This is a genomic window from Microthrixaceae bacterium, assembly GCA_023957975.1.
In the GTDB taxonomy this organism is placed as follows: domain Bacteria; phylum Actinomycetota; class Acidimicrobiia; order Acidimicrobiales; family Microtrichaceae; genus JAMLGM01.
The window spans coordinates 203,195-219,905 of record JAMLGM010000001.1 but is presented as its reverse complement, the minus strand read 5'-3'; the positions used below and the strand labels follow the sequence as shown (position 1 = coordinate 219,905).

Annotated in this window: 16 protein-coding genes and 1 tRNA gene; 5 read left to right on the top strand and 12 right to left on the bottom strand. The window is 61.9% G+C overall.

The features are described from left to right. Positions 1-29 precede the first annotated feature (29 nt). Complete coding sequence (locus tag M9952_01070) at positions 30-326, bottom strand: hypothetical protein (protein ID MCO5311522.1); 297 nt, start codon at positions 324-326, stop codon at positions 30-32. Between the two features lie 213 nt (positions 327-539). On the opposite strand from M9952_01070, the gene M9952_01065 reads away from it, so the two are divergent. After that, positions 540-1,304, top strand: a complete 765-nt coding sequence (locus M9952_01065) for a hypothetical protein (GenBank protein MCO5311521.1) — start codon at positions 540-542, stop codon at positions 1,302-1,304. Positions 1,305-1,306: 2 nt separating this feature from the next. On the opposite strand, the gene M9952_01060 is transcribed toward M9952_01065, so the two are convergent. The 11 genes from M9952_01060 to dnaA all read right to left on the bottom strand — a co-directional run bounded on the left by M9952_01060 (position 1,307) and on the right by dnaA (position 13,825). After that, complete coding sequence (locus tag M9952_01060) at positions 1,307-2,197, bottom strand: FliA/WhiG family RNA polymerase sigma factor (GenBank protein ID MCO5311520.1); 891 nt, start codon at positions 2,195-2,197, stop codon at positions 1,307-1,309. A gap of 227 nt (positions 2,198-2,424) precedes the next feature. Next, a complete protein-coding gene (locus M9952_01055; protein MCO5311519.1) occupies positions 2,425-3,411 on the bottom strand; it encodes a hypothetical protein in 987 nt (328 codons plus the stop codon). A gap of 235 nt (positions 3,412-3,646) precedes the next feature. Beyond that, positions 3,647-3,720 (bottom strand) — tRNA-Ile (locus M9952_01050). Positions 3,721-3,758: 38 nt separating this feature from the next. Next, positions 3,759-4,151 carry a DUF3566 domain-containing protein gene (locus M9952_01045; protein MCO5311518.1) on the bottom strand — a complete coding sequence of 131 codons (393 nt, stop codon included), beginning with the start codon at positions 4,149-4,151 and terminating at the stop codon, positions 3,759-3,761. A gap of 423 nt (positions 4,152-4,574) precedes the next feature. Next, entirely contained in the window at positions 4,575-4,913 is a 339-nt protein-coding gene (locus M9952_01040) for a hypothetical protein (protein ID MCO5311517.1), read from the bottom strand. Next, the gene (gyrA, locus tag M9952_01035; protein MCO5311516.1) at positions 4,864-7,422 is read right to left on the bottom strand and encodes a DNA gyrase subunit A; all 2,559 of its coding nucleotides are present in this window, start codon (positions 7,420-7,422) and stop codon (positions 4,864-4,866) included. The genes M9952_01040 and gyrA overlap by 50 nt, the downstream gene beginning before the upstream one ends. A 14-nt stretch (positions 7,423-7,436) precedes the next feature. Continuing rightward, positions 7,437-9,380: a DNA topoisomerase (ATP-hydrolyzing) subunit B gene (gene gyrB / locus M9952_01030; GenBank protein ID MCO5311515.1), complete on the bottom strand. Its 1,944-nt coding sequence runs from the start codon at positions 9,378-9,380 to the stop codon at positions 7,437-7,439. A 163-nt stretch (positions 9,381-9,543) separates the two neighbouring features. Further along, on the bottom strand, positions 9,544-9,861 hold the full coding sequence (locus M9952_01025; GenBank protein MCO5311514.1) for a DUF721 domain-containing protein: 318 nt from the start codon (positions 9,859-9,861) through the stop codon (positions 9,544-9,546). Beyond that, positions 9,858-10,952, bottom strand: a complete 1,095-nt coding sequence (locus M9952_01020) for a DNA replication/repair protein RecF (GenBank protein MCO5311513.1) — start codon at positions 10,950-10,952, stop codon at positions 9,858-9,860. Before M9952_01020 ends, M9952_01025 begins: the two co-directional genes overlap by 4 nt. 4 nt (positions 10,953-10,956) lie before the next feature. Next, complete coding sequence (gene dnaN / locus M9952_01015) at positions 10,957-12,051, bottom strand: DNA polymerase III subunit beta (GenBank protein MCO5311512.1); 1,095 nt, start codon at positions 12,049-12,051, stop codon at positions 10,957-10,959. A gap of 277 nt (positions 12,052-12,328) precedes the next feature. Beyond that, positions 12,329-13,825, bottom strand: a complete 1,497-nt coding sequence (dnaA, locus tag M9952_01010; protein MCO5311511.1) for a chromosomal replication initiator protein DnaA — start codon at positions 13,823-13,825, stop codon at positions 12,329-12,331. Between the two features lie 243 nt (positions 13,826-14,068). Here dnaA and rpmH point away from each other — a divergent pair, with 243 nt between their 5' ends. The 4 genes from rpmH (at position 14,069) to M9952_00990 (ending at position 16,708) form a co-directional block, all read left to right on the top strand. Beyond that, positions 14,069-14,203, top strand: coding sequence for a 50S ribosomal protein L34 (rpmH, locus tag M9952_01005; protein ID MCO5311510.1), 135 nt, complete (start codon positions 14,069-14,071; stop codon positions 14,201-14,203). 397 nt (positions 14,204-14,600) lie between these two features. After that, a complete protein-coding gene (gene yidD / locus M9952_01000) occupies positions 14,601-14,777 on the top strand; it encodes a membrane protein insertion efficiency factor YidD (GenBank protein MCO5311509.1) in 177 nt (58 codons plus the stop codon). Beyond that, the gene (locus M9952_00995; protein ID MCO5311508.1) at positions 14,778-15,863 is read left to right on the top strand and encodes a YidC/Oxa1 family membrane protein insertase; all 1,086 of its coding nucleotides are present in this window, start codon (positions 14,778-14,780) and stop codon (positions 15,861-15,863) included. Next, on the top strand, positions 15,860-16,708 hold the full coding sequence (locus tag M9952_00990) for a Jag N-terminal domain-containing protein (GenBank protein MCO5311507.1): 849 nt from the start codon (positions 15,860-15,862) through the stop codon (positions 16,706-16,708). The genes M9952_00995 and M9952_00990 overlap by 4 nt, the downstream gene beginning before the upstream one ends. The last annotated feature ends 3 nt before the right edge of the window (positions 16,709-16,711 follow it).

Below are 16,711 nucleotides of genomic sequence, written 5' to 3'. Positions count from 1 at the left end.
GCGCCTAATTCCGACCAAACAAGTCGGGATTAGTGAACCGATGTTGTTGGTGGATCATTTCGTCCGACGAGGCCGAGCACGTCATCGGCGATCTTCAACCGATCCGCAAACTCGTTGACCTCCGTTTCGGTCAACGGAACTCCAGGGTCGGGTTCGCCGACATCACCGACCGCAAGGGAGATCTCAATCCCAACCGCGACCAACGCCGTCATCATCGCGTCACAGGCATGTTGGGTGATCCGAGCCGAACACGACGGGCATCGCACGACGCAGAGACCGGACGCGTCTCGCTCATCGATACGCAGCACCACCTGCCGCAAGGGCACCTCGAAGACCCCACAACGCCAACAGGTGGTTCTGATCAGGCTCCAACTTGTTGGGCTGTCATCACATTTCGCCACGCCGCCTCGCTTCATCTCCCGAACGGTACGTGGACCTATCGGTGCCGGCTCGGCCGCGATGAGCGTCCGGGTCCAAAACAGGCGAAAAGGCCCGGGTCGAACTTCACCCAACGGGTCGCTCGCGACGAAACTGGCGACATGGCCTTCGACCTCCAGACCGATTTGAACTTCGCCGAATCCGTAATGCGCCAAGCGGGCGAGTTCACGTTGAAACACTTCCGCTCATCCAGCCTGACGATCGACGACAAATCCGACGGATCGCCGGTCACCGAAGCCGACCGCGGCGCCGAGGAACTGGTTCGGCGTCTCATCGAAGACCGCTTCCCCGACGACTCGATCCATGGCGAGGAGTTCGCCGACAAGGTCGGAACCAGTGGGCGACGCTGGGTGGTCGATCCGATCGATGGCACCAAGGCATTCACCCGGGGTGTGGCGACCTACACCAACCTGCTGTATCTCGAAGATGCCACCGGGCCCAGGGTCGGAGTTATCAACGTTCCCGCCATCGCGGAGATGGTGTCGGCCGCTGTCGGGCTCGGGGCGTTCTTCAACGGTGAACCGTGTCGGGTCAATACCACCGCCGACCCGAACGCATCGCTGCTCACCACCACCGGGTTCGACTACTGGGAACCATCGATGCTCGAAGGTGTGCGTTCGAGCGGGATGGAAATGCGCACCTGGGGCGATGGCTACGGATACGCGCTGGTGGCGACCGGTCGGGTGGAGGCCATGGTCGATCCCGTCATCAACTTCTGGGACATCGCTCCGTGCACCGTGATCATCGCCGAAGCGGGCGGTCGTTTCAGCACCACCGATGGCTCGGACGATCCGAGCTATCCCAGCTTCGTTGCCACCAACGGCGTCATCCACGACGCAGTCATCGACGCCCTCAACAACCGCTGATTTCAGACAGCAAGCAACTCGGCAAGTACCGATTCGTCGTCGAACGCACCGGCGACGCCGACACGTGACTTGAAGTCCTGGCGCGACCCGATGGCTTCAGCGAACTGCGCCCGACGCTTCGATTGACGACCTCGAGGGTTCGCCAAGTCGATCTCGTCGGTATCACGGTTGTACTGCGCCTCGATACCCCGCTTGAGTTCTTCGAGGGCCTCGGTGCGCATCTGGCTGACCCGCGATTCGGTGACACCGAGGAACCGAGCGAGCTCCTGGCTCGTGCGCTCCTCCAGGAAATACCCGACGATGACCAGCCGCTGCCGTTCCGGCAACAAGGCCACCGCGTCGCGCAGATACGCGTGCAGTTCGCGACGCTCCAGCTCGCCACACGGCTCAACCGAATGGCGGTCCTCGATTACATCCACCAGGGTCAGTTCCTCGTCCGCGTTGTCGGTCGACAGGTGATCGAAGGCCAGCACGACGGAACGGAACAGTCGATCCCGCAAACGATGCAACTCGTCGCGGCTCATGCCGAGTTCCTCGGCCAATTCGCCGCTGTTGGGAAGCCGACCGAGGTGGCTCGCGAGGCGTTGTTCGGTCGCCTCCAGCTTCCGAGACAAGCTGCGCACCGACCGGGGAGCCCAGTCGGCGGCGCGAACCGCGTCGATGATCGCACCGCGGATGCGTTGGGCGGCGAATCGCTGGAACGGCACACCCTTGTCGTCGTCGTAGCGTCGGGCGGCTTCGACGAGTCCGAGGGCTCCCGCCCGCGCCAACTCGTCACGGTCGACGTGGCGAGGGAAGTGGATGGCGACTTGGAAGACGATGTGGTGAACCAACTCGAGGTTGTCCTCGATGAGTCGGGTAACCGTCTCGGATTGTGTCGCCTTCAACATCATGTGAGTCTCCCCTTCGCAAACAAGCTGAAGGAGGTATCGGAGCGCGCCGAAGAGAACTTGAGAGATTTCTTCGAAAAATATTCAGACCGAACCCGACTCCCCAGCGGAGGACGGAATCCACGTCACGATGATGATGCGGTTCTATCGGCCCCAACGCCGCTCACCTGAAGCATCTTCGAGGACTTTTCTCCGGACACGGATGCGACCGCGACCCTTGGTCAAGGCCCTCAGTCGAGGTCTTCGTAGACCAACATCTGCGACCCGCGATCGGCCAGCATCCGCAAGGTCGAGGGTGCATCGACCAGTTCGCCGACGGTCATCGCTCCGCTTCGTTGTTCACTCAATGCCGCCCACGCACAAAGCTGAGCGAGGTCCGCCGAGATGTCGCGGGTCGACGCGACGAGCCCGTAGACCACCGTCTCCGGAACCCCATCGATCTCACCGGAGACCATGATCCGCTGAGCGCCGGGTTCGATCTCGCGCTCGGGTCTGCGGGAGCGACGTCCAGCGCGTTGAACCGGACTCACCGGCTCTTTCGCAACCTTGATCGACAACAGGTCGACGTTCGGCATGACCCTGCGAAGTACCAGCGACTCACTCAGGTCGCCGCGGGCACATTCGATGCTGCCGACCGGATCGGGGAAGAAAACCAACTCCGGGGCTGAACGAGCTCCGCAGTCGACCCACATCGCGTCGCGCCACTCTTGGGTTTCGGTGCGATTGGCCCGAGCACGACGATCGATGCACGTGGGACCCGCCGTGCCGGTCACGGCGATATCCACCTGATCAATGCGTGAGAAGAGCGTCCCTGCATGAATTGCCAGCAGCGTCGACACGCCCGGAGAAGCCGCGGCGCCGACGACCACCGACCTTCCAACCTCTCGGGCGAATTCATTGAGCGATAGCAGCTCCGTCACGGTCGCCGCAGAGTCGGCCAACGACACCACGTGGGCCCCGCCGGCAAGTGCTGCGCTCGCAGCGGTGGCGTGGTGTTCATCGGGCGAGGCCAAAACCACGACGTCGACGTCGAACGTGGCGTCGGCCTCGATGCGAAACTCAACCAGCTCTACATGATCCCGATGAATCCGCCGCAGGGCTTCTCGGTCCTTGTGAACCCTGCCCGTCACCACCACCGGTGTCGACACCGAGTCGTCGTCGAGCAATTCGATCAACCGTTGGCCCACGACGCCGAGGCCGAGGACGCCAATCCTCATCGGAAGTCGTCACCGGTAAGCGGCCGCCAACCACCACCGCCGGAAGGCGATGAATTCGCCCCGCGCAAGCGAATGATCGCAGCCGCGATCCCGCCCAACACCATCGCAACAGTGGCTCGGCGGATTGCTTGCAACGACTGCTCCTCGCCTGGTTCCGATGCGTACGACCGTTTCGAACGCACCTGCCGCGGGGCTGGGGCGCCGTGACGACTGAACGCCTGGCTTGCGGTGCCTGTGGGGCTAGCTGGAATCGAACCAGCGACCTCACCCTTATCAGGGGTGCGCTCTAACCGACTGAGCTATAGCCCCAAGCGGTGAAAGATTCTACAAGACGCCCCAAGGCGGCGCTAATCCGCCGCTGGACGACTGGTTTCCTCTTCGATCACCGTGATCCAGATTCCGCCGATGAGATCGGACACCAGGTTGAACACGATGCTTCCGACCGTCGTGGCGATCGTCGACGCAAACACCATGACCAACCCGAACAGCCCGTACTGACGGAAAATGAACGTGCCGTCGAACCCGCTGTTGGTGATATCGAGTTCCGCGAGCAGGTCTTCGATCTTGCCGATCGTTCCTGAGCTCTGGGCGATCGACCACACGATGACGATCGCCACCATGAATATCACCCAGATACACAGGAAGAACACCAGGGAAAGCTTCAACACCGACCAGGGGTCGATATGGCGGATGATTCGATGGACTCGCCGGGCCTCGAAACGACGCTTCCTACCCGTCATGGCGCGTCGAGATACCGTCGCCTGTGGCACTGTCTCGATCGCGCCTCCCGATGAAGCCTCCGAGCGCTGCTGAGCACGAGGTACTGCGCTCGGGCGGGCAGTTGGCGCTACGGCCGGCTGCTGAGCGGTCGATGGTTGGGGTGCACCGACCCGAGTTGGGCGCTGCTGTGCACTCCGCTGCTGTGGCGCGCCCTGCGCGGTTGAGCCCTGCGCGGTTGACGCCTGCGGTCCAGTCGGTACGGCACCGGTGCGCGCTGCGACGTCGGGCGCCGGGAGATCGTGTCGTTTCGTCATCGGAGCGGACGGCGTCGCTTGATGGCGCGCGTTCGAGTCTGACTGACCCGGCGTGGGAGGATTCACGCCGAGGATCCTACCGTTGTGCACTGCCCGGTACGTGTTCACTCGCATTGAAACAAGGTGTGCTCACCCGGCTCGCTCAAGTCGGGCAGCCGCAATCGCACGCGAGTCACCGAGACGCACGACCACCACGGTGACGTCTCCACGAAGCTCGATGGAATCCAGAATCGCACCATTGCGTTGCGCCAACGAGGAGCCGACTCCCGGTTCGGAGGCCGCCGCCAGGGCAACCAAGTCCGCGACCGCTTGGGCCCGGCCACGCTCGAGCCCATCGAACGCCAACATCACCACCGCGGCGCCGGCAACGCCGATCATGAGGAGTCCGGCGAGCATGGTCAGCGTCGCCGAACCCCGTTCACTCCGCTTCGGCCTGGCCGCCGTCGTCGTTCGTTGGCTCGTCGTCATCGTCGATCCCCTCATCGCCGTCGGCGTCGGATGCGAGGACGCGAGCTACCGCCACGACATGGGTCTTGTCGTCGAGGTTCATTACCCGAACACCGGTCGCGTCGCGACCTTGTTCGGAGATGCCATCCACCGGAACCCGGATGGTGACACCCGAGTCGGCAATCAGGAACAGTTGGTCGCCGTCGGCCACCATCAATCCAGCAACGAGCGTTCCCTTGTTCTCGTTGATCTTCATCGCCCGGATACCCTGGCCGCCACGTCCCTGTTTGGTGAACGCATCGGGCAGGGTTCGCTTGCCGAATCCGGCATCGGTGATCGTCAACAGATGGTGATCGGGGCGAACCACATCGGCCGAGACCACCTCGTCGGAGTCTTTCAGTCTCATCACCCGAACACCGGTGGCGTCACGACCCATCGATCTGACGTCGCCCTCCCCGAAACGAATACCGCGCCCGAGTTGTGACACGCACATCACCTCGTCGCCCTCGTTGACGGGCAGAACCCGAACCAGTTCATCGTCGTCACGAAGGTTGATGGCAATCAACCCCGCCTGGCGGTTGTTGTCGTAGGCGTTGAACAGGGTTTTCTTGCCGACGCCGCGCCGGGTCACAAAGAACAAGTACCGGTTGGTTTCGTAGTCGCGGGTGTCGATGATCGTTTGGATCTTCTCGTCCGGCTGGAGTTGCAACAGGTTGACGATCGCTGTGCCTCGGGCAGTGCGCTCCATCATCGGGATCTGATACGACTTCAACCGATACACACGGCCGCGGTTCGAAAAGAACAACAAGTACGCATGGACGCTGGTGTGAATGATGTCGGTGACGTAGTCGTTGTCCTTCAGCTTCGTTCCCGCCACCCCGCGGCCGCCGCGACCCTGGGTCCGGAACGCGTCCGCGGAAACGGTCTTGATGTAGCCCGCGGCGGTCATCATCACCACGATCTCTTCGTCCTCGATGAGATCTTCGATGTCGAGATCGCCCGGATCGAAGGTGATCGGACTACGGCGGTCATCGGCGAACTTGTCGCGAATCTCGCTCATCTCCGTCGAAATCACCGACCGCAGCTTTGAATCGTTGGCCAGGATCTCCTCCAACTCCGCGATCGTCTCGCGCAGTTGGGCCAGCTCTTCCTCTAGGCGGGTGCGACCCAACCGGGTGAGCTGGCTGAGTTGCATGTCCAAGATGTACTCGGCCTGCTGTTCGGAGAACTCGAACGGTGCGTTTCGCAGCGCATCGCGCGCCGCCGCCTTATCCTCCGATGCCCGGATCGCCGCAATGATCTCATCGATCATGTCGAGGGCCTTCAGGAGTCCCTCGACGATGTGAGCCCGACGCGCCGCACGGTCGAGGCGGTACTCCGACCGTCGCCGGATGACCTCGCGCTGATGTTGCAGGTAGTGGTGCAACACGTCGCGCAGCGAAAGCGTGCGTGGGACGCCATCGACAAGCGCCACCATGTTCACCGCAAAGCTCGACTGCATCGGCGTGTGCTTGTAGAGGTTGTTGAGGATGACGAGCGCCGGTGCGTCCTTCTTCAGTTCGATGACGAGTTCGATCTTGCCCTTCGCTGATCCGTTACGGATCGCTCGGATGCCTTCGATCTCGCGACTGTTCACCAGTTCCGCGATCTTGGTCTCGATCTGTTCAACCGAGGTCTGGTACGGAATCTCACTCACGACGATCTGCTCGCCGCGCGGACCTTCAACGATTTCGGCCTTCGCTCGGATCTTCACCGACCCACGGCCTGTGCGATAGGCGTCGAGGATGCCGGCACGACCCATGATGAGCCCGCCGGTAGGGAAATCCGGCCCCTTCACGAACTGCATCAGGTCGTCGGAAGTCGCTTCAGGGTTCTCGAGAAGGTGCAACGACGCGTCGATCACTTCGCCGAGATTGTGAGGCGGAATGTTCGTCGCCATGCCGACCGCGATGCCTTGTGATCCGGTGACCAGCAGGTTCGGGAACCGGCTCGGCAAGACCGTCGGCTCCTCGGTGGAGCCGTCGAAGTTCGCCACCATGTCGACGGTGTCTTCGTCGATGTTGGCCAGCAGGTCCATGGCCAGGTTCGACAGCCGACACTCGGTGTAGCGATACGCCGCGGGCTCATCGGAGGGCGAACCGAAGTTGCCGTGCTTGTCGATGAGCACGTGCCGAACAGAGAAATCCTGACCCATGCGAACCAGCGCGTGGTACACCGACTGATCTCCGTGAGGGTGATACTTGCCAAGCACGTCACCGACGACGGTGGCGCATTTCTTATGGGGTCGGTCGGGACGAAGCCCTCCCTCGTGCATCGCCCAGAAAATTCTTCGGTGCACCGGCTTGAGCCCATCGCGAACGTCCGGCAGCGCTCGGCTGACGATGACCGACATGGCGTAGTCGAGAAACGACTGCTCCATCTCGGTTTGGATTTCGATCGGTTCGATCGAGCCGTGTGTCACGAGGCTGTCGATCGGCTCGTTGGGCTGTTCGGCTTGCTGGGTGGGGTTCTCGTTGTCGTTGTCAGGCATGTCGATTCAGTCCGTCAGATGTCGAGAAAGCGCACGTCATGGGCGTTGGTCTGGATGAAGTGCTTGCGCGATTCGACGTCTTCACCCATCAGGATCGAGCACACCTCGTCTGCGATCACGGCCTGTTCGAGACTCACCTGCAACAGCGTTCGCCGAGCCGGGTCCATGGTGGTCGCCCAGAGCTCATCGGCATCCATCTCTCCAAGACCCTTGAGGCGAGCGAACTCTTCCTTGTGGTTGGGCCGGTCCTCGAGGAACGCCGCCTTGGCTGCGTCGTCTTTGAGATAGATGGTGTCGCGACCGACCTTGGTTGAATACAGCGGCGGCTGTGCGATGTAGACATACCCGGCTTCGACCAGTGGACGCATCTGTCGAAACAGGAACGTCAACAACAGTGTCCGGATGTGACTGCCGTCGACGTCCGCGTCACACAACATGACGACCTTGTGGTAGCGGGCCTTGTCGACATCGAATTCCTCACCGATGCCTGCCCCGATCGCCTGAACCAGCGACTGCACTTCCTGGTTCTTGAGCATCTTGTCGATGCGTGCCCGTTCGACGTTGAGGATCTTGCCGCGGATCGGCAGAATCGCCATCGTCGCCGGGTTGCGGGCGTCCTTGGCGGAACCACCAGCCGAGTTGCCCTCGACGATGTACAGCTCGCACTCCCGGGGCTCATTCGACGAGCAGTCGGCCAACTTGCCGGGCAGCCCCGCCCCGTCGAGCGCCGACTTACGCCGCGTCGCTTCGCGGGCGTTGCGGGCCGCTTCACGCGCACGCGAGGCCTGGAGAGCCTTCTGCACGATTCGCTTGCCCTCCGAAGGGTGTTCCTCAAGCCATTCCGCAAGCTTCTCGTTCGTTGCCCGCTCGACGAGTGATCGCATCGGCACGTTGCCGAGCTTGCCCTTCGTCTGACCCTCGAACTGCGGGTCCTGGAGTTTCACCGAAATGATCGCCGTCATCCCCTCGCGGATGTCCTCACCTTGGAGATTGGGGTCCTTGTCTTTGAGGAGACCCTTGTCCTTTGCGTAGCGATTCACGCAGTTGGTGAGCGCCTTCTTGAAGCCCTCTTCGTGCATGCCGCCTTCGATCGTCGTGATGCCGTTCGCGAAGCTGTGGATGCCGTCGGTGTTGTAGCCCGTGTTCCACTGGAACGCGATTTCGACCTCCATCGTCTCCTCGGCGACCGCGTAGTAGCCGACGTCGGAGAACAAGGCTTCCTTCGACGCGTTCACGTGGCGGACGAAGTCGCGAATTCCACCGTCATAGCGATACACCGTCGTGTCCGCGTCCGGGCTTGGTGAGCGATCGTCGCGGAAGGTGATCTCCAGGCCGGCGTTCAGAAACGCCATCATCTGAAATCGCTCAAGAAGCGTGGTGGCGCGAAATGTCGTTTCGTCAAAAATGGTGCCGTCGGGCCAGAAACGTACGGTGGTGCCGGTTCGCTCATCGGGCGCGTCACCGACTCGATGCAACGGCTCGACAGGGACACCGCCGTCGGCAAACGACATCACATGCCGCCCACCGTCTCGGACGATCTCCACCTCGACGCGCGAGCTCAACGCGTTCACCACCGAAACGCCAACCCCGTGCAGGCCACCGGAGACCTTGTAGCCGCCTCCACCGAACTTTCCGCCGGCGTGGAGCACGGTCAACACGACTTCCGCGGCCGACAGGTCCTGTCCCGGCATGGTTTCGACCGGGATGCCGCGCCCGTCGTCGATCACTTCGCAGCCGTCGCCTTCGCCGTCGCCCCCCGGCAACAACCGCACATCGATTCGCCGGCAAAAGCCCGCCATCGCCTCGTCGACGGAGTTGTCGACGACCTCATACACCATGTGGTGCAGGCCAGCCGGACCCGTCGAACCGATGTACATGCCCGGACGTTTCCGGACGGCTTCCAATCCTTCGAGGATCTGGATCTGATCAGCCCCGTAGGAGCCGTTTTCCTGGGTCACGCAGCGCCCTTTCCGACCGTTCTCGATCGCGGAACCCGCCCGAAGCGCCTGCCGATGCCGGGACGCCGATCCTTCTTCTCAGCACGAGGATCCGCGGGTTCAATGTGCACGACGTAATTGTACCATTTCCAGGGCTTGGCCCTGGCCGCAAGACCCCCCTAGCTCAGGGCTTCGGACGTGGCCTCACGCGTACCGATACATCGGTTACGTGCTCCGTTGGACACGCCTGCCGTATCGCTTGAACGAGCGCCTGTCGCGACCACGTGATGACCTCGGCCACCGCCGGGTCGTAGGCCTCAACGCGAAGAATGCCGTTGCGCAGTTCCACCACGACCGACTCGCCTGCCGGACCTTCGCCGACGAGTTCCGGCCACTGACGGGTGATCGTCTCGTAGGTCGACAGCCGACCCAAGCCGAACTGACGCCGCAAGGCATCGATGCTCGACGACACCGAACTGACAGGTCTACCTCCACTGGTCATCGCGAAACCCTAACGGTGGAATCGACGATGGTCAGCTGCGACTCAACCGTGGCCTGCGGCGGAACGTCACCGACCGAGGTCAGGATCTTCTGACCTTGCGGCAACGTGGCGAGCAGCGCCGCTGAACGATGCGTGTCGAGTTCCGAGAACACGTCGTCCAACAACAGCACCGGCGCCTGTCCACGAGCGACGGTCACCAGCCGATGGGCCGCTAGCCGCAACGCCAACACCAGCGAGCGCTGTTCCCCTTGCGACGCATGGGTTCGCGCTGGCATGGCGTCGATGTACAGCTCGACGTCGTCTCGATGCGGGCCGACCGTCGACACGCCACGGCGAATATCAGCGGTTCGGGCCTCAGCGAGCGCACCGCTGAGACCACCCTCGAACCACGTCGACCCGTAGCGCAATTGCACCGAATGTGCGTGACCACGTCGTGCGGACAACTCCGAGTACGCCTCAACGACCATCGGTTCGAGTTGCGCCAGGGTCTTGGAACGCAACACCGCGACGCGCTCGCCAAGTTCGCAGAGGCGCAGATCCCACACGTCGAGGGTCAGTTCACTCGCTTCATCGCGACGTCCAGCCATCTGCTTGAGTAAGGCGTTGCGTTGCCGCAACGCCTTCGCGAAGTCGCTCGTGGCAACCTCGTTTTTCGGGTGCAGATCCGACAGGAGATCATCGAGGAAATCCCGGCGCAGACCAGGGCCGCCCTTGACGATTTCTAGATCGTCGGGAGAAAACACCGTGACCGTCAGATACTCAGCCATATCGACACGTCGAACGAGTCGCTGCTTATTGACCTGAACCCGCATCCTCCCGCTGAGGGGCAGCGCCGCCTCGATCTGAACCGGGCGTTCGCCACAGGTGATGTCGCCACGAATGATGGCCTCGGAGGCACCGCGGCGCACCAGGGCCTCATTCGGCGCTCCGCGAAACGACCGAAGGCGGGCGAGAAACCCGATCGCCTCGACGAGGTTGGTCTTGCCGTTGCCGTTCTCGCCGACGACGACCGTCAGGCCCGGAGCGAACTCGAGATCGAGTTCCTCGTATGACCGAAAGTCCCGCAGGTGCAATCGGTCGACCGAGATCACCGAACTACGAGACCCGCACCGGCATGAGCAGGTACAGGAAATCGGTACTTTCGTTCGACCGCAACAGCGCCGCCTTCATCGAATCGACCGTTTCCAGCGAAACCTCGTCGCCTCCGGTCACCTCCAACCCGGACAACAGATAATCGGGGTTGAATGCCACCGTGAGTTCTGTCCCGGAGAAACTTGCATCGAGCGACTCGTGCGCCTGACCGACGTCCTGGGTGATGGCCGCGAGTTCGGCCGACCCGTCGCGCATCGTCAATCGAACCGGTGTCGCCTCGCGGGCCATCAGCTTCACGCGACGCACCGCTTCGATGAGTTCCTGACGACCGATTGTCAACCGGTTCGGCTGGCTCTGGGGAATCAGGCTCCGATACTTCGGGAACTCACCGTCGATGAGTCGGGTGGTCAGGCGGGTGCCTTCGACCGAGAAGCTGGCCTCTCGCTCGCCGAGTTCGAGCGTCAACTCGCTGGCTCCACCGAGTACCCGCACGACCTCCTGCAAGGCTCGCGAGGGAACCAGCACACTCTGGCCCTCCTCGAGCACCGCCGAGCCGGGGAGGTCACGCACCGCGAGCCGATAGGAATCCGTCGACACCAGTCGTAGGCCGGATCCTTCGGCCGCCATCAACACGCCGGTCAGGATCGGACGGGAATCGTCGGTCGACGCGGCGGCCGCCACTTGACGGATCCCGTCGGTGAACGCGGCTGCATCAATCGTCACCACTTCACCCGCCGGGGTTGTGAAGTGCGGGAATTCCTCGGCAGGAATCAGATTCAGAGCGAAGTCGGAGCGACCACTGCTGATCTTCGCTTCCTCACCCTCGGTATCGATGGTGACGGCCCCTGGCGGCAGCGCCTTGACGATGTCCACCGCCAGCTTCGCCGGCATGACGATGGTGCCGTCGACCTCACCCGAGACCATCAGGTCGACCGAGATCGTCAGATCGAGGTCACTTCCCGTCAGGCGCAGGTTGTTGCCCTCAAGGGTCAACAGCAGGCCCGACAGAACCGGTAGGGACGCGCCTCGACTCGAAACCGCACGACCGGCTGTGGCAAGTCCGTCGAGGAGGACGTCACGTTCGCAGCGGAATTTCACAGTGTCTGCTTCTTTCTACCCATCGATGTGTATCACTAGGCACTAGTAGTAGTAGGGCCTGTGGATTGTGGAAAACCTAGTCCGCGGCCCGAAATTTCGGGAGTTCGTCGTCCAGAGGAAGTTCGCGTCCGTCCCCAGACAAGCGTGTAATTTCACGAAGTGTTGGGGAGGACCATGGGTTCCTCCCATGCTCGTCCACCCTCAGGCCCCAGCTTCATCCACCGGTCTCGTGAAACCACACGAGACGCGACCGACGGTGACGTTGGGACTCGGAACACTAGCCACCCTTGATCTCGTTGATCAGCGAGGTCACATCGTCGTAGACGGAGTGGCGTTCTTTCATCAGGGCCTTGATCTTGTCGAAGCCGTAGATGATGGTCGTGTGATCGCGTCCGCCGAACTGCTTGGCGATCTCGGGATAGCTGAGTTCGGTCAGTTCGCGGAACAGATACATCGCAATCTGTCGGGCCATCACCAGCGGACGTCGACGATCCTGGGCTCGAAGCTCCTCGACGGTGAAACCGAAACGAGCAGCGGCCGTCTCCATGATGAGATCCGGAGTGATCTGGCGCTGGTTCGATTTCACGATGTCGCCGAGCACCCGCTGAGCATCCTCGATCGTGAGATCGGTCTGGTGCAGCGCCGCGTAGGCGGTCACGCGGTTCAACGCGCCTTCGAGTTCGCGAATGTTGTTCGTCACGTGTTCGACGATGAACTCGAGCACCGACGACGGAATCGCCACGTTGCCCTGCTCGGCCTTCTTGCGAAGGATCGCAAGCCTCGTTTCGAAGTCCGGCGGCTGGATGTCGGTGACGAGGCCCCATTTGAAGCGACTTCGCAGTCGGTCCTCAAGGGTCGCCACGGCATCGGGTGGGCGATCCGAACTCAGCACGATCTGACGGTTCGCCTGGTGCAGGGTGTTGAAGGTGTGAAAGAACTCCTCCTGGAGTTGGTCCTTGCCTTCCATGAACTGCACGTCGTCGACGAGGAGCACGTCGATCTCGCGATATCGACGTTTGAATTCCGCCTGCTTGTTGTGGCGGATGGCGTCGATGAACTCGTTCAGCAGCGTTTCGGTGGAGATGTACCGCACCCGATAGGCCGGGTAGTTCTGATTGACGTAGTGGGCGATCGCCTGCAGGAGGTGGGTCTTGCCGAGCCCGGCCGCACCGTAGACGAACAGCGGGTTGTACGAACGCGCCGGGGTCTCCGCAACCGATAATGCGGCGGCCTGAGCGAAGCGGTTCGAGGGCCCCGTCACGAAGGATTCGAAGGTGTATTTCGTGTTGAGGTTCGACGGTCGGTCTCCGCTGCCGACCTCTGGACCGTCAGGGGTCGGCAGCGGTGACGGCGAGGTTCCGTTGGCCACCCCCGTCGGTCCGATACCGGATGAGGAAGAAACTGTGGACGAAGCCGGGGATAGCGGCGGGGACAACGGGTCCGAAGGGGTGCCGATGGCGTCGCTGGCGAGCCGTTCGAGGTCGTCGTCGAACGTCAGGTTCTGCTCGATGGGGTCGGGATCGGCGATCCGAATCTCGAGACTCAATCCGGGTTGTCCGGCGTCTTCAAGCGCGCCGAGCACGAGATCGCGGTAGCGCTGGTCGATCCGGTCACGAACAAAGGAGTTCGGCACCGAAATCGTCAGACAGTTCTCATCGAGATACAGGCCGTTCGTGTCGGCGAAACACGTCAGCCAGACGCTCTCCTTGACCTGATCGGCCAGAGAGCGTTTGGCCGCTGTCCACAGGATCTCGGCGGGGTTTACGACGGTCATGGTGAATCCACACTATTCGCCATCCACAGCAGTCTCCACAGCTGTGGAGAAATGCCGATGACGCACCGTCCATGCGGTGTGGTCGAGACGAAGGCGACCAACGAACCGTTTTGGCGCGGACGCGATGGCCGCCGTAAGCTAGGTTGCCCGTGTCTCGGGCATTGCCATGCCTCGACGCGCGTGGCTGAAGCGGTCGACGATTGTCCGTTCCCCACCGACCGCGAACCCCTGCAGGAGATCACAGTGAAGCGCACCTTCCAACCCAACAACCGTCGTCGTTCGAAGAAGCACGGATTCCGCGCCCGAATGTCGGATCGAGCGGGCCGCAAGGTCCTGCGGTCGCGTCGTCTCAAGGGCCGTCACAAGCTCAGCGCTTGATCGACTCGGTCCGGTACCGCTGGGAGTTCGCCCTCCTACGACAACGCGGCCAGTATCGACGCAGCGGTCCACTCGGTGTTCGGGTAGTTCTCGATGACGAATTGCCGGGAGCAAGGTTCGCCTACGCGATCGGAACCCACGTAGGTCATGCCGTTCGTCGGAATCGGATCCGTAGACAATTGCGTTCGATCGTGCAGCAGTTGGATACGGAAATGAGGGTGAACCCAGGCCGTTACCTGATTATCGTGTCACCTAAGGCACTTTCTTTAACTTTCGATGACCTCCGTGCCCATGTCTCCCAGCTCGTCGGGAGCCGGTGATGTCTCGCGGTCGACAACGACTGCGAGCTCTTGCTTCGTGGCCGTTGGTCAGCACTATCACGGCCTATCAACACCTTATGGCGGGCAGGCCTTCACCTTGTCGGTTCGTTCCGAGCTGTTCTGCCTACGCCATCGAGGCCATCACAGCGCACGGTCCGCTCCGCGGTACATATCTCGCACTACGTCGTGTTCTGCGTTGCAATCCGTGGGGCGGTCACGGATTCGATCCAGTCCCACCTCCGAGAGGTAGTTAGATGTTCTCAGCCATAGTCGCAGCTGGTGCGTTCGATGGGTTCTACGGCATCCTCGCCGAATTCCTCAACCTCCTCTACAGCTTTACCAACAGTTACGGCGGCGCGATCATCGTCCTGACCATCGTGGTGATGGTGGTGACCGCTCCACTCACGCTCAAGAGCACGCGTTCGATGTTGGAGATGCAGCGTCACCAACCGGAGCTGCGCCGGCTGCAGGCGAAGTACAAAGACGACAAAGAAAAACTCAACACCGAGATGATGGCGTTCTACAAGGAGAACAACATCAACCCGCTCTCTGGCTGCGTCCCGATGTTGATCCAGGCCCCGGTGTTCATCTTGTTGTATGGCACGTTGCGCGGCGTGGGCGTACGCGATGGCGGAACGGTGAGTGCGATCGGGCGCGCCGCCGGGCAACTTGCGACCGACACCAGTTTCGTTCCGTGGAGGCTCACCGATCAGGTGTTCCGTCCGGATCACCTCGACAGCAGCGCAAAGCTGTACCAGACATTCCACTCGCGGACCGACATGAACTTCTTCGGGGTGGATCTTGCGATCAGCCCCATACAGTCGTTGAGCCTGGGCATCCTCAAGTCCCTCCCCTTCATCGTGCTGATCATTCTGATGTTCGTCATTCAAGTGATCCAGAATCGACAGATTCAGGGTCGCAACAAGAGCGGCGACGTCAATCCGCAGCAGCAGATGATGATGAAGATCATGCCGTTCTTCCTCCCGATCTTCTCACTGGGTCTCCCGGCCGGCCTGTCGCTGTACTACTTCGTCCAGGGCCTGTGCCGCATCGGACTCCAGTCGTACATCACCAAGCAAGTGTATGAACCGCACCACGCTCGCCTCGAGAGCGAAAAGGATTCGTCGAAGAACGCCACCGTCGACACGACGGCAACAGCAAAGAAGTCGGCGAAGGCCGACAAGCCGAAGAGCGACATACCAAAGTCAGCAAAGGCGCAAGCGCTCCAGAAAAAGGCAGCGAGCGGTGGTAGTGCGCCAGCCGGAAGAAAGTCGGGCGCTCCGCGTTCGGGCGGGCCTTCACGCTCGCAGTCCGGCTCCTCGAAGAACAAGAAGGGATGAACACGATGGAATGGGTGGAGACAACCGCTCGAACGGTTGACGAGGCGAAGGATCTGCTCCTCGATCAACTCGGGGTCGATCAGAACGATGCCGAGTTTGATGTGCTGGAGGAGCCCAAGCCGGGGTTGTTCGGACGAACCAAAGGGCAGGCGCGAGTCCGTGCCCGGGTGAAGCCGAAGACACCACCGTCGCGAGACGATCGTCGTCGCCGTAAGGGCAAGGACAAGGAAAAGGCTTCGGGAGACGCTGCGGCTCCCACGGATACGAACGGTGACGACGCGCCTCGACGGTCGGCGGCGCCGAAGCCGTCGAAGACCGTCCAGCAGGAGTCCGTGCCGGAACGCGAAGCGGCGGAACGACTCGACAGCAACGTCGCGGTGGCCGAGGCGACAACCTTCCTCGAGGGCATTCTTCAGACGTTCGGGGTCGAGGGAACGATCACGATGTCCGTCGATGATGCCGGCGACCTTTCTGCCGAAATCAACGGATCCGGACTCGGCCGTCTCATCGGGCCGCGTGGCGGCGTCATCTCGGCGATCGAGGAACTCACTCGCACCCGCCTTCAGCATGTCGCCTCTGGTGGCCCGACACCGCGGTTCAAAGTCGACGTGGGCGGCTATCGCGCTCAGCGTCGCACGAACCTGGAACGCTTCGTTGACGACGTGATCGTCAAGGTCCGCGAGTCTGGTCAGCCACACGTGCTCGACGTGGTGATGTCCGGAGAACGAAAGCTGGTTCACGACCGCGTGGGTGAACAGGCCGATGATCTGACAACCCATTCCGAGGGCGAGGACCCCGTACGCCGAGTTGTCGTCTCGATCGCGGCGGGCTCGAACAACGACTAACCG

What these genes read in the sequence shown, in the direction of transcription:
- M9952_01055 (MCO5311519.1), bottom strand. Translation starts at nt 3,411, where the DNA reads ATGAGGATTGGCGTCCTCGGCCTCGGCGTCGTGGGCCAACGGTTGATC.
- M9952_01045 (MCO5311518.1), bottom strand. Translation starts at nt 4,151, where the DNA reads ATGACGGGTAGGAAGCGTCGTTTCGAGGCCCGGCGAGTCCATCGAATC.
- M9952_00990 (MCO5311507.1), top strand. Translation starts at nt 15,860, where the DNA reads ATGAACACGATGGAATGGGTGGAGACAACCGCTCGAACGGTTGACGAG.
- dnaA (MCO5311511.1), bottom strand. Translation starts at nt 13,825, where the DNA reads ATGACCGTCGTAAACCCCGCCGAGATCCTGTGGACAGCGGCCAAACGC.
- yidD (MCO5311509.1), top strand. Translation starts at nt 14,601, where the DNA reads ATGGCGGGCAGGCCTTCACCTTGTCGGTTCGTTCCGAGCTGTTCTGCC.
- M9952_01040 (MCO5311517.1), bottom strand. Translation starts at nt 4,913, where the DNA reads ATGACGACGAGCCAACGAACGACGACGGCGGCCAGGCCGAAGCGGAGT.
- M9952_01025 (MCO5311514.1), bottom strand. Translation starts at nt 9,861, where the DNA reads ATGACCAGTGGAGGTAGACCTGTCAGTTCGGTGTCGTCGAGCATCGAT.
- M9952_00995 (MCO5311508.1), top strand. Translation starts at nt 14,778, where the DNA reads ATGTTCTCAGCCATAGTCGCAGCTGGTGCGTTCGATGGGTTCTACGGC.
- M9952_01060 (MCO5311520.1), bottom strand. Translation starts at nt 2,197, where the DNA reads ATGATGTTGAAGGCGACACAATCCGAGACGGTTACCCGACTCATCGAG.
- M9952_01065 (MCO5311521.1), top strand. Translation starts at nt 540, where the DNA reads ATGGCCTTCGACCTCCAGACCGATTTGAACTTCGCCGAATCCGTAATG.
- gyrA (MCO5311516.1), bottom strand. Translation starts at nt 7,422, where the DNA reads ATGCCTGACAACGACAACGAGAACCCCACCCAGCAAGCCGAACAGCCC.